This window comes from Streptomyces sp. NPDC050164, from assembly GCF_044459945.1.
GTDB lineage: Bacteria > Actinomycetota > Actinomycetes > Streptomycetales > Streptomycetaceae > Streptomyces > Streptomyces coeruleorubidus_A.
Window position 1 is genome coordinate 1 of the sequence record NZ_JBITJK010000034.1, and the last position, 24004, is coordinate 24004.

At 70.7% G+C, this 24004-nt stretch carries 17 protein-coding genes and 2 pseudogenes; 10 read left to right on the plus strand and 9 right to left on the minus strand.

The annotated features are described in order from the left end of the window. Positions 1 to 161 precede the first annotated feature (161 nt). Complete coding sequence (locus ACIBNA_RS33450; RefSeq protein ID WP_399168934.1) at positions 162 to 1856, minus strand: DUF2264 domain-containing protein; 1695 nt, start codon at positions 1854 to 1856, stop codon at positions 162 to 164. Between the two features lie 78 nt (positions 1857 to 1934). Next, positions 1935 to 2978, minus strand: a complete 1044-nt coding sequence (locus ACIBNA_RS33455) for a rhamnogalacturonan acetylesterase (RefSeq protein WP_399168935.1) — start codon at positions 2976 to 2978, stop codon at positions 1935 to 1937. Between the two features lie 159 nt (positions 2979 to 3137). Here ACIBNA_RS33455 and ACIBNA_RS33460 point away from each other — a divergent pair. After that, positions 3138 to 3432 (plus strand): annotated as a pseudogene (locus ACIBNA_RS33460) (polysaccharide lyase family protein); the annotation flags it as partial. Positions 3433 to 3450: 18 nt separating this feature from the next. On the opposite strand, the gene ACIBNA_RS33465 reads toward ACIBNA_RS33460, so the two are convergent. Together ACIBNA_RS33465 and ACIBNA_RS33470 are read right to left on the minus strand one after the other, a co-directional pair. Continuing rightward, positions 3451 to 4863 carry an RICIN domain-containing protein gene (locus ACIBNA_RS33465; protein WP_399168936.1) on the minus strand — a complete coding sequence of 471 codons (1413 nt, stop codon included), beginning with the start codon at positions 4861 to 4863 and terminating at the stop codon, positions 3451 to 3453. A 1-nt stretch (position 4864) separates the two neighbouring features. Further along, the gene (locus ACIBNA_RS33470) at positions 4865 to 5962 is read right to left on the minus strand and encodes a family 43 glycosylhydrolase (RefSeq protein WP_399168937.1); all 1098 of its coding nucleotides are present in this window, start codon (positions 5960 to 5962) and stop codon (positions 4865 to 4867) included. A 253-nt stretch (positions 5963 to 6215) separates the two neighbouring features. On the opposite strand from ACIBNA_RS33470, the gene ACIBNA_RS33475 reads away from it, so the two are divergent. Next, entirely contained in the window at positions 6216 to 7187 is a 972-nt protein-coding gene (locus ACIBNA_RS33475) for an expansin EXLX1 family cellulose-binding protein (protein WP_399168938.1), read from the plus strand. Positions 7188 to 7200: 13 nt separating this feature from the next. Here ACIBNA_RS33475 and ACIBNA_RS33480 read toward each other — a convergent pair whose 3' ends face one another. Beyond that, positions 7201 to 8148: an RNA polymerase sigma-70 factor gene (locus tag ACIBNA_RS33480; protein ID WP_399168939.1), complete on the minus strand. Its 948-nt coding sequence runs from the start codon at positions 8146 to 8148 to the stop codon at positions 7201 to 7203. Positions 8149 to 8322: 174 nt separating this feature from the next. Between ACIBNA_RS33480 and ACIBNA_RS33485 the strand changes: the two genes are divergently transcribed. Both ACIBNA_RS33485 and ACIBNA_RS33490 read left to right on the plus strand, forming a co-directional pair. Continuing rightward, the gene (locus tag ACIBNA_RS33485; protein WP_399168940.1) at positions 8323 to 9090 is read left to right on the plus strand and encodes an SDR family oxidoreductase; all 768 of its coding nucleotides are present in this window, start codon (positions 8323 to 8325) and stop codon (positions 9088 to 9090) included. A gap of 132 nt (positions 9091 to 9222) precedes the next feature. Further along, on the plus strand, positions 9223 to 11331 hold the full coding sequence (locus tag ACIBNA_RS33490; RefSeq protein WP_399168941.1) for an autotransporter-associated beta strand repeat-containing protein: 2109 nt from the start codon (positions 9223 to 9225) through the stop codon (positions 11329 to 11331). A gap of 3 nt (positions 11332 to 11334) precedes the next feature. On the opposite strand, the gene ACIBNA_RS33495 is transcribed toward ACIBNA_RS33490, so the two are convergent. Both ACIBNA_RS33495 and ACIBNA_RS33500 read right to left on the minus strand, forming a co-directional pair. Continuing rightward, positions 11335 to 12198 (minus strand): MOSC domain-containing protein, encoded by an 864-nt coding sequence (locus ACIBNA_RS33495; protein WP_399168942.1) that lies wholly within the window; start codon positions 12196 to 12198, stop codon positions 11335 to 11337. Between the two features lie 41 nt (positions 12199 to 12239). Then, positions 12240 to 13262 carry an aminoglycoside phosphotransferase gene (locus tag ACIBNA_RS33500; protein ID WP_399168943.1) on the minus strand — a complete coding sequence of 341 codons (1023 nt, stop codon included), beginning with the start codon at positions 13260 to 13262 and terminating at the stop codon, positions 12240 to 12242. 142 nt (positions 13263 to 13404) lie between these two features. Between ACIBNA_RS33500 and ACIBNA_RS33505 the strand changes: the two genes are divergently transcribed. Beyond that, entirely contained in the window at positions 13405 to 13764 is a 360-nt protein-coding gene (locus ACIBNA_RS33505) for a hypothetical protein (protein ID WP_399168944.1), read from the plus strand. On the opposite strand, the gene ACIBNA_RS33510 is transcribed toward ACIBNA_RS33505, so the two are convergent. Then, on the minus strand, positions 13761 to 15128 hold the full coding sequence (locus tag ACIBNA_RS33510) for an amino acid permease (protein ID WP_399168945.1): 1368 nt from the start codon (positions 15126 to 15128) through the stop codon (positions 13761 to 13763). The genes ACIBNA_RS33505 and ACIBNA_RS33510 overlap by 4 nt on opposite strands. A gap of 130 nt (positions 15129 to 15258) precedes the next feature. Here ACIBNA_RS33510 and mmuM point away from each other — a divergent pair, with 130 nt between their 5' ends. The 3 genes and pseudogenes from mmuM to ACIBNA_RS33525 all read left to right on the plus strand — a co-directional run. Further along, positions 15259 to 16170 carry a homocysteine S-methyltransferase gene (gene mmuM, locus ACIBNA_RS33515; RefSeq protein WP_399168946.1) on the plus strand — a complete coding sequence of 304 codons (912 nt, stop codon included), beginning with the start codon at positions 15259 to 15261 and terminating at the stop codon, positions 16168 to 16170. A gap of 192 nt (positions 16171 to 16362) precedes the next feature. Then, positions 16363 to 17421, plus strand: coding sequence for a LacI family DNA-binding transcriptional regulator (locus ACIBNA_RS33520; protein WP_399168948.1), 1059 nt, complete (start codon positions 16363 to 16365; stop codon positions 17419 to 17421). Further along, positions 17403 to 17956, plus strand: a pseudogene (locus ACIBNA_RS33525) (acyl-CoA dehydrogenase family protein); the annotation flags it as partial. The gene ACIBNA_RS33520 and the pseudogene ACIBNA_RS33525, both read left to right, overlap by 19 nt. A gap of 163 nt (positions 17957 to 18119) precedes the next feature. On the opposite strand, the gene ACIBNA_RS33530 reads toward ACIBNA_RS33525, so the two are convergent. Continuing rightward, complete coding sequence (locus tag ACIBNA_RS33530) at positions 18120 to 20438, minus strand: RICIN domain-containing protein (RefSeq protein WP_399168949.1); 2319 nt, start codon at positions 20436 to 20438, stop codon at positions 18120 to 18122. Between the two features lie 721 nt (positions 20439 to 21159). Between ACIBNA_RS33530 and ACIBNA_RS33535 the strand changes: the two genes are divergently transcribed. Both ACIBNA_RS33535 and ACIBNA_RS33540 read left to right on the plus strand, forming a co-directional pair. Then, positions 21160 to 21594 (plus strand): hypothetical protein, encoded by a 435-nt coding sequence (locus tag ACIBNA_RS33535; protein WP_399168950.1) that lies wholly within the window; start codon positions 21160 to 21162, stop codon positions 21592 to 21594. After that, a complete protein-coding gene (locus ACIBNA_RS33540; RefSeq protein ID WP_399168951.1) occupies positions 21591 to 23954 on the plus strand; it encodes a glycosyl hydrolase 53 family protein in 2364 nt (787 codons plus the stop codon). The genes ACIBNA_RS33535 and ACIBNA_RS33540 overlap by 4 nt, the downstream gene beginning before the upstream one ends. Positions 23955 to 24004 lie beyond the last annotated feature (50 nt).

Consider the following 24004-nt stretch of genomic DNA (forward strand, 5'->3'; position numbering starts at 1 on the left):
GTGCGGTGAAGATTCGACACCTCCACCACACACGGGGGCCTTCGCCATGATCAAGCCCGGCCAGTGTTAACAACGCTCGTGATCAATACACCTAGGCGCGAATCGCTTCGGCGCGGACCGAACTGCAGCCGACCGGAGGCCGCCTCGGCGCCCCACCCCTCTCAGGCCGAGAGCGGCGCCACCTCCACCCCCGAACCGTCCAGCAGCACCCGCGCCCCGTCCCCGTCGCTCCAGCGGACCTCGACCGACCCTGTCCCGTCCACGCGCACGGAGACCAGCTCCGCCAGCGGGACCGGGTCCGGCTCCCCCGTCAGCCGTGCCAGGGCGACGAACAGCGTGGCGCCCTCGCCGGTGGCGCCGGTGAGGGCTTCGTCGAGGCCGGCCGCGGGCAGGAGTTCGGCCCGCAGGCCCTCTGCCGCCGGCCAGCCGGTCACCCGCACCGGCGTTCCCGGTTCCGCCCCGGACACCAGATGCGCCCGCACCTCCGCCGCCCCGTGCGCCAGCACCACGCTCGTCACCCGGGCTCCGCCGCCCGCCGTGTGCCGCGAGGCCGCCCAGCCCTCGCCGACGCCCAGCGGTTCGATGCCGGTGCGGCTCGGGTCGTCGCCGAGGAGCACGCTGTTGTCGTAGGAGGGGGACGGGGCCGTCACGGTCGAGTAGGCCAGGCGCGTGTAGTACGGGTCGTAGCGGACGTCCTCGCTGCCGTGGTTGTGGAGGCGTACCACGCCGTCGGAACGGGTGGACTGGAGCAGCCAGTTGGGAGGGCCGAGGGGGGTGACGGAGTCCGCGCGCTCGGCCGGGGCGGGTTCCTCCGTCGCCGTCCACACCTCGTGGTCGGGCGGCAGGAGCAGGCCGAGGAAGCCCTTGCTCGCCCAGTACGGGGAGGCCGGGCCCGAGTAGCCCTGGAGGACCGACTCGTCGGGGCCGTGCCAGCCCAGGGACAGCAGGCCCCGGTCGTCGACCGCGCCCCGGTCCAGGAAGTAGCGCAGTGCTCCCGAGGCCAGGCGCCGGGTCTGCCCCGGCGGCAAAGGCGTACGGCCGGTCAGGGCGCCCAGCCACAGCGGTGCCGTCGTCGCGAAGCGGTAGGTGAGGGAACGGCCCTGGTGCATGGGGGCACCGTCGCCGCCGAACAGGCGGGCGTAGTCGGAGAGGTGGCGTTCGAGACGCGCCCCGTACAGGTCCAGGAGGCGCTCGTCGCGCTCCAGCCAGGCGTGCAGCACCGGGTAGAGGTGCATGGCCCAGCCGTTGTAGTAGTCGAATTTGCGGCCATCGCCGTCGGTGTACCAGCCATCGCCCACGTACCACTGCTCGATGCGCTCCAGGCCGCGGTCGATCGCCGCGCGGGACGCGTCCGGCTCGTGGCCGATCTCGGCCAGGAAGCCGCCCACCGTGACCGGGAACAGCTCCCAGTTGCAGGGCCAGGCCTCGGCGGTGAGCGCGTCGCCGAGCCAGGCCGCCGCCCGTTGCCGTACGCCGTCGTCCAGCCGGTCCCACAAGAGGTCCCGCGTCAGCCGCAGGGCGAGTGCGATCGACGCCGCCTCCACCAGGGGCTGGCTGCGGTCCTCGATGCGGGGCCAGACGCCCGAGACTCCGGCGGCCAGGCCGTCGGCGTAGCGCTCCAGGGCCTTCTCGTCGCGGCGGAAGGCGGCCAGCAGCAATGTGCGGGCGTAGCCCTCCAAGCCGTCGGAGAGGCGGCCCGACCAGCTGGTCCGGTCGCCGGGCAGGTGATACAGCGCGTGGTCCTCGGTCGCGTACGGCTCGACGGCGGTGAGCAGGGTGTCGGCCGCCGCCTCCCAGTGGGCGCGGGTGTAGCCGGTGTACGCGGAGGTGGTGCGGTCGGCGGGAGGCAGCTGCATCGCGTCTCTTTCGTGCTGGGACAGGTCGGAAACGGTGGACCTGGAGCGCCCCGGTTCCGGTCGGGGCGCCCCAGGGGTTCATCCCACCCGCACCTTGCCCTTCGGCACCAGATGCCGGGTGACGAGTTCGTCGCGGACCAGGCCCGCGTAAGCCATGGCACCGCGCACGGAGGTGTGCGTGTTGTCCCGCGCCTCGTTGGTGAGGTACAGGGCCTTGGAACCCTCCACGCCCAGGGACTCGACGAGCGCCTTCGTCTTCGCGGTGAGGTCGATCAGCGGGACGTCCTGCGCCGCCGCGACGGAGCGTGTGACCGCCGGGTGGTCGACGCCCAGGCCGTTGACCAGGAGCGCGGTTGAGTTGTTCAGCGTGCCGTCGGGGTTGAACCAGCGCCGCACGATGGGAGTGACAAGGACCGGCTGTCCGCCCCGCTCCCGGACTCCCGCCACCAGGGTCTCCAGGTTGGCCCGGTAGGTGGCCTCGTCCGTGGTCTTGTCGTTGTGGGCGAGCTGGACGAGGACCAGGTCGCCGGGGCGGATCAGGGGCCGTACGGTGGCCCACAACCGCGGGTTCCCCAGAAACGTGACCGTACTCTCGCCGGAATCGGCGTAGTTGGCGACGGACACGCCCTCGCGGAGGTACTGGGGCAACTGCTGGCCCCAGCCGGAGTACGGGTCGCCGGGCTGGTCGCAGACGGTGGAGTCGCCGACCAGGAAGATCTGGCGGGTGTGCCGGGCGGGGGTGACCTTGATGCCGGCCAGGGCGGGGGCGGAACCGCCGATCCGCAGGTCGAGGCCGGGGGTTCCGTCGGGGCCGGTGGGTTCGCCCTCGGGGGTGCGGACGTTCACGGTGAAGCTGCGGGTGACGCGCTCGCCCGCCGGCGCGGCCGTCTCCGGCAGCAGGGACCGGCGGGTCTCGCCGCTGATGCTCGTGGCGGACGCGGTCTTCCCGCCGAGGACGACCCGCACGTCGTACGTGCCGGGCGGGACGTCGAAGTGGCAGGCGCCGGCGGTGCAGTGGGCGAGGCCCGGACTTCCGCCTGCCTCGCCCGCATGGGCGGGTACGGCGGACAGGGCGGTGCTCAGCGTCACGGCCGCCAGCACGGCCATGTTGAAACGTCTCACTCGCAGCTCCTCCGTCACGGCGACAAGCCCTGGCGGCTGAACGTATCGCTTGCGGCAAGCGCTTTCTAGACTTCGGCTCGATTTCCCGAAGATGCACCACCAAGCGCGTGAAAGCCCTTTCGCCAAATCGATTCAACTGTCGCTGTCGCTCACACCCAAGACAGCGGGATCCTGGTGTGCTTCCGGCTGACGGCGGCCCAGGCGGCGGCCGCGCGCACCCTGCGGATGCCTGGACGTCCGCCATCCCCTCCCCGCCCACCCAGCCGAACACCCGGTCGCTGACCAACGGTTCGTACCGTGGCAACAACCACACGCTCACGTACAGCGTCCCGCGTCCGCCTGGAAGACGGACCCGAGTCAGTGCAACGTGCTCAGGATCGACGTGGTGAGCGGGTCGGGGGCGACCGGCTTCCTCAGTGCGGGGCCGGCGATCGACGCGATCGATTTGCCGGCCCAGGGACAGCCGGGGTCGTCATGTCCCGCGCGTCCACTGCTGGTTGGTTCCGCCGTTGCACGTGTACGTGATGAGCGCGGCGCCGTTGGCGGTGGACGCGCCGTTCACGTCGAGGCACTCGCCGGTCGCACGCGACTTGACGTTCACGTACGAGCCGGTGGTGGTCAGCGACCACTGCTGGCTCGCCGCGGAGGCGTTGCAGTTCTCCTGCGTGAGCGTGCTCGTGTTCTCCTGCACGCACAGGGAGCTGTTCCTGACCATCAGCTGGTAGGAGCCGCTGCCGACGGACTTGAACCAGTACTTCTGGTTGGTGCCGCCGTTGCAGTCGTACTGCTTGAGCTGGGCGCCCGCCCACAGCGACTGGCTGGTCACGTCCGCGCACTTGGACGAGTGGCGGGCGACGAGGGTGTGGTACGTGGCGCTCGCGCCGGAGACGGTCCCGGCGGCCGTGTCGATGGTGACCTCCGGCGACCAGGACATGGACATCGTGGTCGAGTTGGAGAAGGTCAGCGGCAGCCAGACGTACCGCGAGTCGTTGACGGTCCCGCCGAAGGAGTTGCCCCAGCGGTCACCCATGTAGAGGTACGAGGTGCCCGAACCGCCCTGCACCGGAAGGACGTAGGCGGTCTGTGAACCGTACGTCGTCGAGTCGCCGATGTTCTTCATGGCCGACCAGGGTCCGGCGATGTTCGTGGCCGTGGCGTACTGCTGCTGGTTGGGGTTCCAGCCCGTGGCGCCCGAGGTCAGCATGAAGTACACGCCGTTGCGCTTGAACAGCGCCGGAGCCTCGCGGTGGCCGCCCGGCCAGGGGTTGGCGACCAGGCTCGCGATGCCGGTGTAGTCGGCGGTGAGGCGGTAGATCTGCAGGTCGTAGTTCTCGCGGGCGGCGGAGATCATGTACCCGGCGCCGTCGGTGTCGACGAACACCGTGATGTCGCGGGACATGTGCTGGCCGAGCGGGCGGAAGCTGCCCTTCCAGGTGTAGTTGCCGTCGACGGTGTCGGAGACGGCGACGGCGGCGCGGGCCTCGCTGTAGTCGGTGCCGTTCTCCTTGTGCATCCACATCACGAACTTGCCGGTGGACGCGTTGTACATGACCTTCGGCCGCTCGATGTTGGCCGTCGCAAGCTCCGGGTCGCTGGCCTCGGTCAGGACGTGGTTGCGGAACTCCCAGTTCTTCAGGTCGGTCGAGCGGTAGGCGTCGACGTACCGGAAGGTGTTGTCGGCGTTGCGGTGCTCGCCGAACCAGTAGTAGTAGGAGCCGACCTTGATGACCCCGCCGCCGTGCGCGTGGACGGGGTTGCCCGAGGTGTCCTTGAACTGGGTGCCGTTGGTGATGGTCTGGGGCGCGGCCTGTGCGGTCCCGGCGGTGGCGAGGGCGCCGGCCAGTGCCAGGCACAGGGCGAGGAGGACCGCGTACGCGCGCCTCATCTCAGTCCCCCGCCTTGACGGTGTCGGCGACCGGGATGCCGAAGTCCGGGGTGCCGTCCGGCTTCCAGCCGAGCTTCTGGATGCGGGTGTGGCGGTTGGGGTCGTTCAGCGGGTCGCCGTTGATCTCCTTGTACTGGCGGGCGTGGTAGACGAGGACATCGGTGCGGCCGTCCTCGGCGACGGTGAAGCAGTTGTGGCCGGGGCCGTACTGCTTGGTGGTGTCGTTGCTGGTGAAGACCGGCGTCGGCGACTTGGTCCAGCTCATGGGGTCCAGGAGGTGGCTGTCGGCGTCCGCGGTCAGCAGGCCCATGCAGTAGTTGAAGTCGGTGGCGCTGGCCGAGTACGTCATGAAGAGGCGGCCGTTGCGCTTGATGACGTACGGGCCCTCGTTGACCTTGAAGCCGATGCGCTCCCAGTCGTACTCGGGGGTGGAGAGCCGGACCTGCGGGCCCTTCAGGGTCCACGGGTTCGCCATCTCGGACAGGAAGATGCCGGTGTTGTTGTCCATTCCGGGCTCGTGCTGCGCCCAGGCGAGGTAGCGCTTGCCCCGGTGGGTGAAGGTGGTGGCGTCGAGGGAGAACGTCTCCCAGGCCGTCTTCACCTGCCCCCTCTCCACCCAGGTGCCCTTGAAGGGGTTGGGGTTGGAGTTCTCCAGCACCCATATGCGGATCGCCCACACGTCCTCTGCGGGCGCCGAGGCGAAGTAGATGTACCACTTGCCGCCGATGCGGTGCAGTTCGGGCGCCCAGATGTGCGCGCCCATGTTCCCCGTGGGGTGGGCGCGCCAGATCACGGACTCGTCCGCCGTGCCCAGGCCGTTCAGGGTCCGGGAGCGGCGCAGGATGATGCGGTCGTACTCGGGGGCGGTGGCGGTGAAGTAGTAGAAGCCGTCCTTGTGCCGGTTGATGTGCGGGTCGGCCCGGTTGCGGACGAGCGGGTTCACGAAGGGGGCCGGTTTCGGGGGTCTGGCCGGGGTGGCGGCCTGGGCCATGCCCGGTACGGCGGGGACGGCGGCCAGGGCACCGGCGGCTGCGGCGCCCTTCAGCAGCAGTCTGCGGCTGGGGGGTTCGGGCAGAGCGTGGTCGCGGTCGCGGCTCATGCGGTGGGGCCTGCCTCTCACTGGGGGGACACACGGCGTCGTCTGATGCGTCCGTCTGGCATTTCGAACGCCATCTGTCATTACGAACGCCGAAAAGGTAAGGGTGCGTCACGTGGAGGTCAACGGGTCTGACGGGACGAAGGCGGCCGGGTCCTGGAAGGACCCCGCCGCACGCGCGGCAACCTTTCCCGCCCCGGCGACCACTGGTGAGGCGAAAGCGCGCATTCTCCTGAACCACGTAAGGACTTCATCCGTGGCATCCCATTCCCGCCGCCGTCCTCTCCGCAAGCGACGCACGGCCCTCGTCCTCGCCGTCGCCGTGGCAGCGGTGGGAGTTCTGCTGTCCCTGGTGATGGCGCTCCGCCTCGACAGCGAGCCGAACGCCGTGCGAGCCGCTGCCGAGCCCGCCGCCGGCAACCAGTCGAGTGCCCCGGCCGCGACACCGGAACAGAAGGCCAAACCGAGCCCGAAGCCGAAACCGAAACCGAAACCGAAACCGAAACCGTCCAAGGCATCCCCGACGCCGACCGCGACCACCCCGTCGGAGCGGCCCTCGCCCACCAGCGCCCCGCGGTCCTCACCGCGACCGGTGTCCGGCACGGCACCGCTGGCGGGACGTATCCGGCCCCAGGTCACCTACAAGGGAGTCGCCACCCACTACGACGCCGCGGACGGCGACGGCGCCTGCCTGTACGGCCCGAGCCCCGACCTCATGGTCGCCGCGATGAACCACACCGACTACGAGACGTCCAAGGCGTGCGGCGCGCACATCCTCGTCCGCGCGGCGAACGGCGCCTCCGTCACGGTCCGGATCACCAACGAATGCCCGCTGCCCTGCGCCCCCGGGCAACTCGACCTCAGCAAAGAGGCCTTCGCCAAGCTCGCGGGCCTGTCCGCCGGCCGGATCCCGATCACCTGGAGCCTGCTGAGCCCCAGCACGTCCGACACCGTCTCGATCCGCTACAAGACCGGCTCCAGCCGCCACTGGTGCGGCATCCAGGCGCTCGGCCACCGCAACCCGCTGGCCCGGCTGGAGGTCAGGACCGGCAGCGGATGGACCCGGCTGACCCGTACCGAGTACAACTACTTCCTCTCCCCCGACGGCACCGGCTGCGGCGGCCCCCTCAGGCTCACCGACATCTACGGCGAACAACTCACCGTCGACGGCATCGCGATCCGCCCGGACGCCGTACAGCCGACCCGTGTGCAGTTCGCCCGGCACTGAGTGACGATCAAGCTCAGCGGCTTACAGCGGTCTCCTGCGCCACACGTGACAGCTTCTCGGGGTTGCGGACATGGTAGGCCCCGGTGACGTAGCCGTTCTCGACCCGCACAGCCACCACGCCGTCGACCTCCCCGTCGACCCGGACGAGCAGCCCCGGGGCACCATTGATCTGAACCGGCTCGACCGACCGTTCGGCGTCGCGCTTCCACCAGCCACCCGCCAGCAGGCGGGCCACCGTGTCCGCGCCCACGATGGGCCGCAGCAGGGCATGCTTGATTCCGCCGCCGTCGCTCAGGGCGACGACGTCCGGCGCGAGGATGTCGAGCAGGCCCTGCAACTCGCCGGTTTCGACCGCTCGCTGGAAGGCGTGGAGCGCGGCTCGGGTCTGGGCCGGGGAGACGGTGCCGCGTGGTCGGCGCGCGGCGACGTGTGCCCGTGCCCGATAGGTCAGCTGGCGGACCGCGGCCGGGCTCTTGCCGACGGCTTGGGCGATCTCGTCGTACTCGAGATCGAACACCTCGCGCAGCACGAACACCGCCCGTTCGACCGGCGCGAGCGTCTCCAGCACCAGCAGCATCGCCATCGAGATGCTGTCGGCCAGTTCGACGTCCTCGGCCACGTCCGGCGCGGTCAGCAACGGCTCGGGCAGCCACGGCCCGACGTAGGACTCCTTGCGCCGGCCGAGCGCACGCATCCGGTCCAGTGCCTGCCGGGTGACGATCCGCACCAGGTAGGCACGATTCTCCCGCACGGTTGCCGGATCGACGCCCGCCCATCGCAGCCAGGTCTCCTGCAGGACGTCTTCGGCGTCGGCGGCCGAGCCGAGCATCTCGTAGGCAACGGTGAACAGCAGATTGCGGTGGGCGACGAACACCTCGGTGGCGGAGTCCACCGACTCCGTCCGGTCGGCACGATCAAGCGGCTCGGCTGTGCCCGTGGTTCGTTCGCTGCGCTCGCTCACACCCGGCTCCCGCCTGTTCGTTCCCGGTTCTGCTCCACGCACTAGACGCCGGTCCCCGGCGTTCTGTAACGCCCCCGATCGGTGGCCTGCGTCACACGACTGCGACTGTTACAGGCGCCGGGGCGCCGGCGTCTCGTGTACGTCAGGTCCGACCCGGCGAGAAGGGCATGGAACATGAGCACCAGTAAGTTCGCAGTGGCAGGAGCAACCGGGCGGCTGGGACGCCACGTCGTGGACGTCCTGGCGGAACAGGGGCACCAGGTCGTGCCGATGTCCCGCGCCACCGGCGTGGACATCATCACCGGTAAGGGCCTGGCCGAGGCGCTCACCGGAGTCGACGTCATCATCGACGTCGCGTCATGGCACGCCTCCGACCAGGAGGCCGCCACGGAGTTCTTCCGCACCGCCACCCGCAACCTGCACGAGGCCGGCCGGCATGCAGGAGTCGGCCTGGTCGTCGCCGTCTCCATCATCGGCACCGACAAGGCCACCGCCGGTTTCGTCGCCGCCCAGCAGGTGCATGAGGAGGCCCACCTGTCCGGCCCGCTGCCCGCTCGCATTCTGCGGGCTGCGCAGTTCCATGAATTCGTCGGTCAGCTCCTGGACTGGCAGCAGGGCGACGTCGCCTACGTCCCGGCCCTGCCCACCCAGCTCGTGGCCTGCCGCACCGTGGCCGAAACGCTGGTCGATCTGGCCACCGACCCCGACGCGCCCGCCCAGCCGGGTCCCGGAACACCGATCCCCGAGATCGCCGGGCCCCGCAGGGAGACCATGTCCGAGGCGGCCAAGCTCCTCGGCGCCCGCCGAGGCATCAAGGTCGTCGAGGTCGACGGCTCCGGCATGCCCGATGCCGAGACCGCGGCGGCCGGCGGGTTCCTGCCCAGCCCACACGCCAAGCTCGCCGGCCCCACCTTCCAGGAATGGCTCAACACCCAACTCTGACAAGGACGGGCGGACCCGGCCAACGCCACCCCGTCCCGTCCCGTCCAGCACGAGGCAGTAACCGTCGCATCGCCGGAACGGCAACCGCCGATTTTCTGTTATCGGCCGCCCGCCACCCGCGTCTCCCCTCCCGTGCGCAGTCTCACTCACCTCACAGCAGCGGCCGCCGGTGTCCTCGCGGCGGTCGCCTCCCTGCTCGCCGCTCCCCCGGCGGCGGCCGCCGGTCCCCGGGACGTCACCGCCGACGTGCTGGCCGACCGGGACGTGACGCTCACCGGCGACACGGTCGTCACCGTGCCGCCCGGGACGACGACGTATGACGGCGTGTTCCGTGGCGAGGGCACGCTCACCGTGCGCGGCGGCGGGACGCTGGTGCTGACCAAGGACAGCGACTTCACGCTGCCGAAGGCCCGGCAGCGGCAGAAAGTGAGCACGCGGGGCGGCAACCACCCCTACGTCACCGTTACCAGCCCGGACCCGCCCGCGATCACGGTCGAGCGCGGCGCGACCCTGCAGTACGGCAACGGCGGTACGACCGGGCTGATCGGCCACTTCCCCTACAACACCCCGGCGTTCCGCCTCAACCAGGACAACATCCGGGTCGACGGCACCCTGCGGCTGTCGCTGAGGAGCGCGTACAACCTGGGCACCATCAGCGGCTCCGGGCTCATCACCCAGCCGAGGTTCCTGTGGGGCACCTGGGACCTGTCGGGCACGCACCCCTTCTCCGGGGTGATCGACAACGGCACGCAGCTGAACGCCGGACGCCCGGAGTACGCGACCTCGCTCCCGAACGTCCGCAAGGTCCTCAACCAGGGCACCTGGACCGCCGACACGCCCCTGGACCGGACGGTCACGATGGGCATGGACTTCTACCAGCGCGAGTACGGCAGCGACATCAACGTCCAGTCGCGGCCCGGCGGCAAGGTCGTCCTGACCGGCCAGTACAGCTGGTCGGACCAGGGCGGCGACACAGACCCGTCGCTCAGCGACCCGGCCCTCAACTGGACGCCCGCCCGCAAGAACGTCAACAAGCGCGGCACCAACATCAAGGGCGCGAACGTCCAGTGGGGCGACGGCACCACGAACAGGATCTTCATGCCGGGCACCGCCGAGACGGTCTACATCAACCTCCTGGCCGCCCGCTCCCGTTCCCGCCTCACCTTCGACTACAACGGCCCGGTGACGCTCGGCGCCCCCATCGGCGGCGGCATATTCCACGACACCCTCTCGTCCCCCGGCGCGGGCGACATCGTCATCGCCGGAACCCCCGGCAACGACGTGACCTTCGCGGCCGTCCAGTACTACGACGGCTCGACGACGGTGGAGAAGGGGGCGGTGCTGCGCCTGGGCAGCGGGAAGCGCGGCGGGGACGGCGGGCTGTACACGGCAGGCGCCCACTACAAGGTCGTCAACGACGGCTCACTCGTCCTGCGCAACACGAACCGGCCTCTCACCCTCTCCCGCATCGGCGGCAGCGGCTCGCTCACCCAGTCGGGAGCCGCCACGACGACACTGACGGGTCCCGCCGTCACGTACACCGGGACGACCACCGTCTCCAAGGGCACGCTGGCCCTGCGAAAAGGCGCCACCCTCACTCGCAGCAAGGCGATACGGCTTACGGCGGCCGGGGCACGGCTGGACGCCGGCCCGGCGGGCCTGCGCGTGGCGACCACGCTCACCGGCCAGGGCACGGTCGCGGGAGCGGTGACGAACGAAGGTGCCGTGACGACCGGCCTCACCGTGACCGGCGGCTACACGCAGAGCTCCAAGGGCACCCTGGTCCTGCGCGGCAAGCCGCTGAAAGTGACGGGGACGGTACGGCTGGCCGGGGACCTCGACGTCGCGGCCGTCGGAGGGCGGGGCCGGTCCGCTCGTGAGATCACCGTCCTCGACCACAAGGGCGACGGCAGGATCTCGGGAACGTTCAAGGGGCTGCGGCAAGGCGCCCGCGTGAAGCTCGGCGACACCACCTACCGCATCGACTACCGGGCGGGAGACGGGAACGACGTCGCCCTGACCGCCGAAACCACCCCGAGCGCCTCGCCCACGGCGCCCGAGGCGTCCGCGTCCGGTGCTGTGGCGCCCCGGAGCGCCGGCGCGTCGGAGGACATCGGCTTCGGCTGGTGGCCGTACGCACTCGGACTGGCGCTCGTCGTCAGCCTCGCCGTACCGATGGCGACGCGACGCGGCCGGGGCCGGCGTCGCGGCGGCCGGCATGGGGGCCGCGCGCGGCAGTGAGGCTCACAGCTCGGACTCGCCCCACGACGTGACGACCGCGTCGTCGCCGACGGACACGGTGCCGGGCCGCAGCACGGCGAACTTGGCACCGAAGGCGACGCCGCCCTCGGACGCCCGCCGGTAGCCGGCGAGGGTGCGCAGCGGTTCCGGGCCCGCCTTGGCCCCGGATTCCTGCTCGACCAGGGTGACGGCACAGCGGATGGCGAGCTTGGCATAGCCCAGTTCGGTGTCGCCGATGCGGATGCGGCGGGCGCGGTCCTCGGCGTGCGGTTCGGTCCAGCCGTCGCGTTCGTCCGAGCCGTCGAGTTCCTCCCAGCCGTCGAGCACGATGTTGGGGCGGAAGCGATTCATGGGCAGCGGGCCTGTGCCGCGTTCGCTCAGTTTCCGGTTGAGGAGGTCGAGGGTGGCGCGTGAGACGACGTGCAGGGCGCAGCTGTCGGCGTAGCCGGAGGTGCCGGGTGTCAGACCGTCGGTCACCCGGTCGTGTTCCGGCGGTACGCGCACGAGCCGGCTCCGGGCGCGCAGCACCTCCGAGAGCCAGTCGGCTGCCGTGTCGCCCTGGTCGATGCCCTGGTAGGCGGTCCCGAACAGGTCCACCTTCTGCCGGGTGCCGGAGGTGTCCACGCGCAGGTGCAGGGCTTCGGTCCGTGGCGCGCTGAGCGTGAGGTGTTCGCCGTCGGCGGTGATGGCCGGCCGGATGACGGCCAGCCGGGGATCCCGGCGCTGGGTCCGGTACACGCCCTCCTCGCTGACGACCATGAAGCTGCGGTCGTGCGCCAGTCCGGCGGGTGTCAGCAGCGCCTCGGTCGCCGATGTCCCGGCGCATCCCTTGACCGGGTAGTACGACAACTCGACGACGCGGGCCATGCTCTTCCCTTCTCCCGGCAGTGAGCTTCGAGCGTCCGGTGTCATCGGCCGCTCGGCGCCTCGGGGAAGCCGAGCTGGGGAGCAAGCAGCCGGGCCTCGGCCGCCCAGTCGGCGAGGAAGGCGAGGGTCAGGCCGCGTTCTCGGTAGCGGAGTCCGGCGGGGACGGCGCCCTGGCCGCCGTAGGCCGGCTGCTCGTCGTCCGCCCGGGCGAGCATCAGTGCGGTGAGCCAGTCGTACTTCACGGCGGAGGCGCACACGCCGAGCCGTACGAGGCGTTCGTCGCCGCGCCAGCCGCTCTCGCGCAGGCCGTGCAGGTAGGCGTCGTACGCCGCCTTGGCCAGGCCGGGGAGGTCGGCGGCGGGGACGAACAGGTCGAAGACGGAGTCGGGGAGGTAGTTGCCGAGGTCCTCGCCGAGCGCGCCGTCCCCGGCGAACGCCCAGTCGAACACGACACTGTCGCGGCCGTCGGAGCGGACGTTGGCCGGCCACTGGTCGAGGTGGCAGAGGGCTCGCGGCAGGGACTCCATGACCGTGAGGAACCACTCGCGGTCGTGGTGGAGGCGGACCATGTCCTCGCGCAGGCCGACCGGGAAGTGCTCCCGAACCAAGGGGTGTTGCCAGGCCTCGTCGTCATCGATCAGGTCCTGGCCCGTCGTCTTGGAGGCCGTGTAGTCGCGCAGGAAGCGCTGCGACAGCCACGGCCGGTCCTCCCCGGTGCCCACCGCGCCCTGCGCGGCCCCGAGCCGGTGTGCGTGCTCGACGTGCCGGGCGAGCGGCCAGGCCGTCGCCGGTTCGCCCGGCACGTCCTCCAGCCACAACGCCAGGTCACCGTCGGGGCGTTCGACGCAGGCCAGCAGCCGGGGCGCGCGGATGCCGTGCCGCTGCCAGACCTGGGCGAGCCCCGACTGGTAGACGTACGCCTCCCGGCGCCAGAAGTTCCAGTGCCGGGGGTCGTTGGAGGCGGCCCACGTGACGCTGGTCTCCTTGGTCCGCGTCAGCACCTTCAGTACGGCCGACCGGCCGCCGCCCGTGACGCGCCACACGCCCGCGGTGACGCCGTTCAACGGGTTGTGCGTGAGAGGTACGAGGGTCGTACTTCCGGGGGCTGCGAAATCGTAAATCTCGCGAAACTCGGCTTCCGCCACGGCGACTTCAGGCATCCCGTCAGCCTACGGTGAGGTCCTTCCGAGACCACCAGGAGGACACATGGAGCCCGCTCCGCTCGGCGAGTCGTGGCAGCGCGTGGAGCGCTGGCTTGAGGAACGCGGGCGTGCCCGGGAACTGGCTCCCCCAGCCACCCCGGCGGACATCGCCCGCACCGAGGACCAGCTCGGCACGGGCCTCCACCCCGACCACGCCCTCCTGTTGCACCTGGACGCCTCCCGGCCGCAGGAGCGCATCCACGAGCACGACAAGCTGGGCGCCTCCCACCTGTCCTCCCACCCCATGTGGGCCTCCCTGCCCGCACTGCTGCACCACACAGCCGACGCGCTGGAAACCGGTCGCTCCGTGGACGGTTACCGGCGCCCCGGCGACGACAGCTCGTTCCTGTTATGGGAGTACTAGGCGGACGCCTCCCGCCGCCCCCGCAGCCACACGTACACCGGAATCCCGGCGAACAGGAACAGCACGCCCTGGTAGACGGCCGCGTATCCGGCGCCCGCGATCAGCCAGAACGAGAAGCCGAAGGAGAGGACGGCGACGGTCAGGTCGCGGGCCAGGCCCGCGGGGCGGACGCGGGCGCGGGTGCCGCGGGCCAGCCAGTAGAGCTGGGCCGCCGCCGACAGGAGGTAGGGCACGCAGCCGGTGAACGTGGTGATCAGGACGAGGACGCGGAACGTGGTGTCCGGGCCCGCCGTGTAGTTGAGGGCGATGAGGAGCGTGCCGAGGATCGCGCAGGCCCAGACGCCGAAGCCGGGGACGCCGCCCTTGCCGACCCGGGCGAAGGGCGCGGGGAAGAGACCGTCGCGGGCGGCGGCGTACGGCATCTGCGCGGCCATGAGGATCCAGCCGTTGAGGCAGCCGGTGATCGAGACGACGGCGACCAGGGCGATGGCGGTGCCGCCCCAGGAGCTGCCGGTGAGGGCGTTCACCGCGTCGGCGAACGGGGCGCCGGAGTCGACGAGTTCGGCGTGCGGGACGAGGCCGAAGACGGCGACCGTGCCGAGGATGTAGACCAGGGCCGAGGCAAGGGTGCCGAGCACGCTCGCCCGGGCGACCGTACGCCCGGGGTCGCGGACCTCGCCCGCGCTGACCGCGGCCGACTCCACCCCGAGGAAGCTGTACAGCAGCAGCGCGGCGGAGGCGGCCAGCGCGCCGGAGACGCTCTGGCCGGAGGCGTTGAACGGGCCGAAGTTGTCCACGTCGACGAAGAACAGGCCGATGGTGGCCAGCAGGAGCAGCGGTACGAACTTCAAGACCGTGGAGACGACCTGCACCGTGCCGACCCAGCGGGTGCCCGCGAAGTTGGCGGCGGCGGGCAGCCAGAGGGCGGCCATGGCGACGGCGGCCTGGAGGGCGTGGTTGCCGTGCAGGGGTATCAGGACGTCGACGTAGCCGACGACCGCGACGGCCAGGGCGGCGATGCTGACCCAGCACATCGTCCAGTACGACCAGGCCGACAGGAACCCGGCGAACTCGCCGAAGGCGTCCCGCGGGTAGACGTACAGCCCGCCGGTGACCGGGCTGCGCCGCGCCAGCCTGCCGAAGAGCAGGGCGAGGGCGACCGCGCCGACCGAGAGCACGACGAAGGCGAGCAGGCTGATCGTGCCGTAGGGGGCGACGGTGGCGGGCAGGGCGAAGATGCCACCGCCGATGATGTTGCCCATGACCAGGGCCGTGGCGGCGGCGAGGCCGAAGGTGCGGCGGGGCGCGGGTGCCGGGGCCGGCTCGACGGGTTCGGCGGCCTCGGCGGGGCTGGGGACGGTCATGGGCGTTCCTGACGAGCGGAGGGGGGAGAACCGTGATCGTAACCCGTCGTCCCACATGTTGGGCGACCTGTTCATGCACTGGACACAATCGGCTGGGGCCCACGGCCGGGTCTGGACTACGGTCGTTCGTATGACCAGCACCCTCACCCTCGCCGAAGCTCTCGCCGCCGGGACGGTCGTCCTCGACGGCGGCATGTCCAACCAGCTCGAGTCGGCCGGGCACGACCTGAGCGACGAGCTGTGGTCGGCGCGGCTGCTCGCGCAGCAGCCGGAGGCGATCACCGAGGCGCACCTCGCCTACTTCCGGGCGGGCGCGGACGTGGCGATCACGGCCAGCTACCAGGCCACGTTCGAGGGCTTCGCCAAGCGCGGGATCGACCACGACCGGGCGGCCGAACTCATGGCGCTCAGCGTCGAGTCGGCACGGGACGCGGCCCGGCTCGCACGCGTCTCGCGCCCGCTGTGGGTGGCGGCCTCGGCCGGCCCCTACGGGGCGATGCTCGCGGACGGCTCCGAGTACCGGGGGCGCTACGGCCTCACGGTCGACGAACTGGAGCGCTTCCACCGCCCCCGCCTGGAGGTGCTGGCCGCCGCCCGCCCCGACGTCCTCGCCCTGGAGACGGTCCCCGACGCCGACGAGGCCACCGCGCTGCTGCGGGCGGTGCGCGGGCTCGGGATGCCAGTCTGGCTGACGTACTCCGTCGCCGGTGGCCGCACGCGCGCCGGGCAGCCCCTGGAGGAGGCCTTCGCCCTGGCCGCCGACGCGGACGAGGTGATCGCGGTCGGCGTGAACTGCTGCGCACCCGAGGACGCGGACACCGCCGCCGCGACCGCGGCCCGGGTCACCGGCAAGCCGGTCGTCGTCTACCCCAACAGCGGCGAGACCTGGGACGCCGACGCCCGCGCCTGGACCGGCCGCGCCACCTTCACCGCCGACCAGGTGAAGGGCTGGCAGCAGTCCGGCGCCCGCCTGATCGGCGGCTGCTGCCGGGTGGGCCCGGAGGCCATCTCGGGCATCGCGGGGACGCTGGGGGCGGCATAGCAGCGGCACAGCAGCGTACGTGCTCACCACCGGCTCACCAGTCCGCCTCATCACCGGTTCATCAGTGCGCGCACAACCCTCCTCCCCTCCCCTCCCCACTGCTAGCCTCCGTCCTGGGAACCGGTTGCCATGGCGTTGCCGCAGTTCCCGAGGGGCGGGTGCGGACCGGCGCCCGGGAGAGACGAGGCAGTCATGACGAGGAAGAGCGGGGACGCGAGCCGCAGCACCATCCGGGACGTGGCGGCCCGCGCGGGGGTCTCGGCGTCGACGGTGTCACGGGTGCTCGGCGGCGTGTACCCGGTGAGCGCGGCGACGCGCGGGCGCGTCATGCGGGCGGTCCGCGAGCTGGACTACGTCGCGGACGCGCGGGCGAAGGCCATCGCGGGCGTCGGCACGCCCACGCTGGCGTTCCTGCTGGAGGACATCACCGGCCCGTCGTTCGCGCACATGGCCCACGGCGTCGAACGGGAGGCGACCCGCCTCGGCCACCTCTGCCTGGTGTGCAGCACGGAGGGCGACGTCCGGCACGAGATGGAGTTCATCGAGATGATGCGCGCCCAGCGCGCCGCCGCCGTGATCCTGGTCGGCGGCACCGCCGACACCCCCGAGTACCGCGAACGCACCCACCGCATGGCCGACTCCCTCGCCTCGGCCGGCTCCCGCCTGGTCCTGTGCGGCAGACCACCACTGGATCCCGGCGCCCCGGTGACGGTCATCGAGTACGACAACGAGGGCGGCGCCTACACCCTGGTCGCCCACGTCCTCGCCCAGGGCCACCGCCGGGTGCTGTTCCTCGGCGGCCGGACGGACCACACCACGGCCCTGGGACGCGAACGCGGCTACCTCGCGGCCCACCGGGCCCGGGGCCTGACCCCCGACCCGGCCCTCCTCCTGCACGGCGACTTCACCCGGGACGCGGGCCACCGCCTCATGCGGCAAGCACTCAAGGACGACCTCGACTTCACGGCCGTCGTGGCCGCCACCGACATGGTCGCGGCGGGCGCCCTCACCGCCCTGCACGAGGCGGGCCTGAGCGTCCCCGGCGACATCTCCCTCGCCGGCTACGACGACATCCCCTTCGCCCGCGACCTGCACCCCGCCCTGACGACGGTCCACGTCCCCTACGAGGAACTCGGCCGCCTCGCCGTCCGCACGGCCCTCGAACACACGCCGGGCGCCCCGGACGAACACCTGCTGCTGGGCACGCACGTCGTCGTACGCGACTCGGTGGGGCCGCCACCGCCCCACTGAAGTCGGTAGCGTCACAGGCCGGAAGGGGCCGGTGGCTCGGCATCCTCAGGGACGGCGCTCCGCAGCCAGTGCCCCGTCTCGCGGCAGGGACCGCCATCGGCTGCTTCGGCCTCACCGAGCCCGACTCCGGCTCCGACCCGGGCAGCATGCGCACCGCGGCCCGCCGCGACGGTGGGGGCACCTCCCGCTCGAGCGGAGCCGAGAGTGGGGGAGACTGGGTCCTCGACGGGCGCAAGATGTGGATCACCAACGGCTCGGTGGCCGATGTGGCCGTCGTCTGGGCCCGTACGGACGACGGCTGCGAGGCTTCGTCGTCCCGACCGACACCCCGGGCTTCTCGGCCCCCGCGATCAAGCACAAGATGTCCCTGAGGGCCTCGGTGACCAGCGAACTCGTGCTGGATTCGGTACGGCTTCCCGGAACGGCCGTGCTGCCGGAGGTGCGGGGTCTTCGCGGGCCGCTGTCCTGCCTCAACGAGGCGCGGTACGGCATCGCGTGGGGCGCGATGGGAGCCGCACGGTCGTCTTTCCGGGCGACTACTCCGAGGCTGACGTGGGAGCGGGCGTCCAGGTCTTCGGCGCCCGGGACTGACGGAAGCCGTTCCGGCTCCGTCGGTCCGGGGGCCTCCAGGTCGGCCGGGGGCTGTCCCGGCCGACCTGGAGGTGTTGTTCCTTCCCCGTGTGCCGGCGGGGGTGCCGTCAGCGCACGTAGACGTTGGGCTGCGGCGGGCGGTTCATGCCGGCGCCGAGGAAGTAGCTGGGGTGAGGCGGCTGGTTGTAGGCGGTGTTCTGCCAGGCCAGGGCGGTGCGGTACTGGGCGTCGTGGGCCAGGGTGTGCAGTTTGGTGGTCGTGGGGGTGGACGTGGCGTAGATCCGCAGGGCGTTGTTGCCCGAGTGGCGCCAGATGACTTCCTCGCGCCAGTCGCCGAAGAGGTCGCCCGAGAGCACCGGGGTGGACTTGGTGCCGTTGCTGGAGGACACGCCGCTGCCGGTGAGCAGCCGGGTGTCGCCGCCGGTGCCGTACTTGTCGATCTGGGTGCCGTTCAGCAGTTCGCGCACCGGATCGGCGTCCCACCAGGCGAGGAAGTTCGCCGAGGACGGGTTGCGGCCCACGTTGCCGCCGGAGGCGTTGCGCAGGTTGCTCATGTTCGGTCCGGAGCCCCAGAACTCGGCGCCTGCGTTCCCGGCATGGATGTCACCCGCCACGCCGCGGCCCGGTCCCTCGGTGCCACTGGTGGGCGTGCGGTGGATGACCTGTCCGGTGCGGGCGTCGTGGAGATCGGAGCCGGGCTGGTTGCTCGACTCGTGGATGGAGAAGACCTCCAGGCCGGTGCGGCCCGGCACGAAGTCGCCGACGTGCAGGGCGTCGCCGTGGCCGAAGCGCGTGGCATACATCAGGCGGCCGTTGTCGTCGATGGTCGCGGAGCCGTAGACGATTTCCTGGCGGCCGTCGGCGTCGACGTCGGCGACGGACAGCTGGTGGTTGCCCTGGCCGTACGCGGCGCCGTTGCCCGAGGCGTTGGAGTCGAACGTCCAGCGCTTGACGAGCTGCCCGTTGCGGAAGTCCCAGGCGGCGATGACCGCGCGGGTGTAGTAGCCGCGGGCCATGATCAGGGACGGGCGCTGTCCGTCCAGGTACGCGGTGCCGGCCAGGAAACGGTCCGCGCGGTTGCCGTAGTTGTCGCCCCAGGAGGAGAGGTTGCCGCGCGGCGGGTCGTAGGCGACGGTGGACATCGCGGCGCCGGTCAGACCGTTGAACATGGTCAGGTACTCGGGCCCGGCCAGGATGTAGCCGCTGGAGTTGCGGTGGTCGGCGTTCGCGTTGCCGATGACCGTGCCCTGGCCGTCGCGCGTGGCGTCCGCCGTCTTCATGGCCACCTCGGCCCGGCCGTCGCCGTCGTAGTCGTACACCTGGAACTGTGTGTAGTGCGCCCCGGCCCGGATGTTGCGGCCGAGATCGATGCGCCACAGCCGCTGGCCGCCCAGCCGGTAGGCGTCGATGTAGACGTTGCCGGTCACGCCTGACTGCGAGTTGTCCTTCGCGTTGCTCGGGTCCCACTTGACGATCAGCTCGTACTGCCCGTCGCCGTCCACGTCACCCGGGCTCGCCTCCACCGGCGTGTACCCGGAACCGGGCGAAGACAGCGGCACGTCAAGGTAGTTGCCGCCGGTGAAACGCAGCGAGGACTCCGAAGCCGGCTGCTCCGTGCCGTTCACCACCGCGCGCACGGTGTACGAGGCATCCGAAGGGGGGCCGTTGTCCAGGTAGTTGGTGGAGTCGGTGACCGGCGAGCCGTTCACCTTCGTGCCGTTGCGGTACACGTTGAACGCCGTGTCGTAGCTCTCGGTGCCCAGCAGCCGCCAGGACACCAGATTGTTCGAGCCCGAACGCACCGATACCAGGCCCCGGTTCAGATCCTCCATCTGCCGGGCGTCACCGACCGGCGGATCGGGATCCGGGCTGGTGCCGCCGTCGACCTTGACCAGCCGCCACTGCTGATTGAAGCCGTCGACGTCGTTGTACTGCGAGATCCGGGCACCTTCGTCCGTCGACTGCTCCCAGACCTCCAGAGCCTTGCCGCTGTTGCGGTTGATCAGCTGCACATACTGGCTGTCGATGTCGACCACGCTGAACTGCTGATTGACGGCGTTGTTGTCCGCCCACTGCAGCACGTTCGCGCCGTTGGCCGTGGACCACCCCTCGACGTCGAGCACCTTGCCACTGTGCCGGGCCTTGATCCGGTAGTACCCGTTGCCCGAATCGACGAACTGGAACTGCTGGCTGGCGGCGGTTGCCGGGGTCCGCTGGACGACCCCGGCGCCGTCGGCGGTGGAGCCTCCTGAGATGTCGGTGGCCTTGCCGCTGTGGCGTGAGACCAGTTGGTAGTAGGCGGACGTGTCGATCACGGCCGCGCTCGCGCTGGACACGGGCAGGGCGACCAGCGAGACGGCGGCCAGCAACACCGCCAGCAATAACGTGACCGGCCCGCGGGTTCTTCGCAGACTCCGGACGGACATGTGCGGCTCCTTCAAGTGGGTGGGCAGGGCTTGTTCCGTGGTCCCGGCACCATGAATGAAACGATTCACTTGCGCCGTGCACGCGGGAAGGATCTTGCTTTGGATCACTGGGAGCGCTCCCAGTGAGGCTAGAAGGGGCTTCCAGGAGCGGCAAGACCTATGCACGGACTGAATGTGACAATCTGTTTGATCAAGTCGGCTCCCCGACGCAGGGTCCCGGCCGGCCGTCCCTGCATGCGACCGATTCACGCCAGCGCGTCGACTGATCTCAACCTGGTTGTAGCGGGCGGTCGTTACCTGATCAGCGCCGATTCCCGCCCTGCGGTGAGACTCGGGAACCTGTCGGGCTGACGCCTTGCCGCACACCGGGGGCCTTAGTACCGTCCTCATTTGTCAACAGAACCCAAAGAACCTCAACGACCTCTCCGGTGTCGCGACAGAACCCGTCATGCCCGGCCCGGACGACGTGCCGGTCTCGCAACTCGCCGAATCCACCCCCGTGATGGCGTGCTTCTCGAGTCCCACACAGGGGGCGCATTTGTCATGGACGCGCCCCTCCAGGGCTCATCCGCTTGTCCCGGCGGGCTGCGGACACGCCCCACACGAGGAGGAACAAAGTGCGATCGCGAACCACCGGGAGCGCACCGTCCGGGAGCACCGGGCACACCCCGCGGAAGTCCCCACGGACACCAGCCTGGGCACATGGGGTCCGGTCGCGGTCGTGCCCGGCTACACAGCCACCTGGAACGCCGAAGGCGCTTGGATGGGCCACTGGATGGCGTCCTTCGGCTTCGTCGTCATCGGCATCGACACCAACAGCCCCACCGGCTGGGACACCGCCCTCCGTATCCAGGTGCCGACGACGGTCATGGGCGCCCGGGACGAGGGCACCGTCACCCCGTCCTTGCTCGACACCCTCCACGCCACCCTGCCCGGCGGGTCGACGCCCCCGCCGACGGACGAGGGCCCGATCGTCGGCGCCCAGTCCGGCCGTTGCGTGGACGTGCTGAACAACTCGCAGACCAACGGGACGCAGGTGCAGCTGCGGGACTGCTCGAGCCGGCCCGGCCCGGGCCCTGTCCACAAGACCCAGAAGGCTCGCTGGAACACAGTCGTGCTCCTGTTCGGGGGTACAGAGATGAGGAGTAGGCAATGATGCGAAGACACCCTGTCCGCACGGCACTCAGCATCACGACCGCGGTCCTTCTGGCGTGCGGCGCAGCAGCATTCGGGCCGGTTGCCCCGGCCTCCGCACACTTCGGCGAGGCCGAGATCTCGCCGATCGAGAGCGACATCAGCGCGAAATCCTGGGCGAGCGTCGACGTCAGCAGCGGGGCGTCCACCGCTGACCTGGCGATCGACCAGGACGACCGGACCGCGTGGAGGGTGGATGACACGTCCGCGAACCAGTGGCTGACTCTCGATCTGGGCGGCGCCTACGACAACGTCAGGAAGGTCGGGGTCGTCTTCCCGGACACCGGAGCCGCCTACCAGTACGTGGTCGAGTCGTCCGCGGACGGCGACAGTTGGAACGTCATCGCCGACCACTCGGCCAACCACCAGCCCGCTCGCGGATCGGTCGACCTCTTCACCCGGCCAGGGACGAGATTCGTGCGGGTGACGTTCACGGGAGCCTCGCCCGGCGCCACCTTGGGAATCAGTGAACTCAGCGTCCACAACTATCTGCGCGACGACCTGATCCTCGGCGCCGATGCCTCCTGGGTGGACAACGACATCGCCGAAGGACGCAAGTACTGGGTGAGTCCGACCGAGGAGGACCAAGGCGCGGGCCCCCACCTGCTCGACGTGCTCCAGGACCGTGGCGCCGAGTACGTCCGGCTGCGGGTCTTCAACGAGCCTCGCAGCGAGTCCTCAGGCGACGCACTGGCCGTCCCGTACCAAGGCCCCGAGCGGTCACTCGAGGTCTCCAAGTGGATCAAGGCCGAACGGGACATGGGCCTGGGGATCGACTTGCACTACGCGGACTCGTGGGCCGACCCGGCCAAGCAGCCGAAGCCGCGGGCGTGGGCCCGGCTGGAGTTCGACGACCTGACCCAGGCGGTGTACGACTACACCTACGACTACGTCGAGCAGTTGATCGAGCAGGGCACGACGCCGGACAAGGTCGCGATCGGCAACGAGATCGTCAATGGCTTCATGTACGGCAGTGAGGCGGCGTTGATCGGCACCACCGACCCGGCGTACTTCCGTAACCAGCCGGAGATCTACAAGTCGCAGCCCGGCGGCGGCCTGCTCTGGAACTACTGGGGCTCCGACGACCCGAAGGAGCAGCGGCTCTACGAGGAGGCGTGGGACCGGTTCACGACGCTGTCCGCGGCGGGGATCCGCGCGGTCCGCGACGTGTCGGCCGACCAGGGCGAGGACATCGACGTCGAGACGCACATCATCATCGGCAAGGACCGGCGCGCCAAGACACTCGAGTTCTGGGATCAGTACCTGACCCGGGTGAAGGCCAAAGGCGCCGACCCGGACGTTCTCGCCCATTCGTACTACCCGCAGTACCACGGGTCGCCGGACCACTACGAGGCCAACATCAACGCGGTGGCGGCGGCGCACCCGGGGTACAAGATCGAGATCGCCGAGACCTCGTACCCGGCGTCGGGTGGCGGCGGGGCCCCGATGCCCAACTCGACGTACCCGCGGACCGTCCAGGGGCAGGCGGATGCCCTCCAGCGCGTGTTCCAGATCGCCAACGACATCCCGAACAACCAGGGCTTGGGCGTGCTGGCGTGGGAGCCGGCGAGATGGCAGTCCTTGTTCACCGCCGTGCCGGGCATGACGCGCACCTGGGAGCCGAACGCGTCGATCGACATCTTCACCAAGAGTCGCGCGTCCCACGTAGTGGAGGACACCGTGTACGCGTCCGCACTGGTCGGCGACGAGGTGGTGCTGCCGGATTCGGTGCGGGTGCTGACCATGGCCGATGGTTCGACCGAGCCGGTCCCGGTGAAATGGGACCCGGTACCGGACGGCGCCACGGACAAGGCCGGCCGGATCACGGTCCGCGGCTCGACCGGGTACGGTCCGGTGACGGCGCTGCTCGACGTGGTCGAAACGTATGCCGGCCTCGACTGCGACCGGGTGATCACCGGCCGGCATGCCGGGCCGTTGACGGTGACCGAGGGCGTGACCTGCCTGGACGGAGCGACGGTGTCGGTGCGGGCCGGTGCCTCGCTCCAGGTGGACGGTGCGGCGATCGCCGGCCCGGTGCGGGCCGACGGCGCGGCGGGGATGGTGATCTGCGACAGCCGGATCTCCGGCCCGGTGACGTTGTCCGGGACCTCGTCGGTGACGATCGGCAACCCGGTTCTGGGATGTGCTCCGAATACGATCAGCGGCCCGGTGACGGTGACGCGGACGCAGTGGTGGAACGTGATCGCCGGGAACACGATCAACGGCCCGCTGACGTGCGGGGGAAACGCTCAGCCGCCGGTGAACAACGGATCGACCAACACGGTGAGTGGTCCGAAGTCGGCGCAATGCCGCGACCTGTAGCGATCTGACGTCCGGCTGTTTCGAGGCGCTGCCGGGCCGGGAGGCCCGGT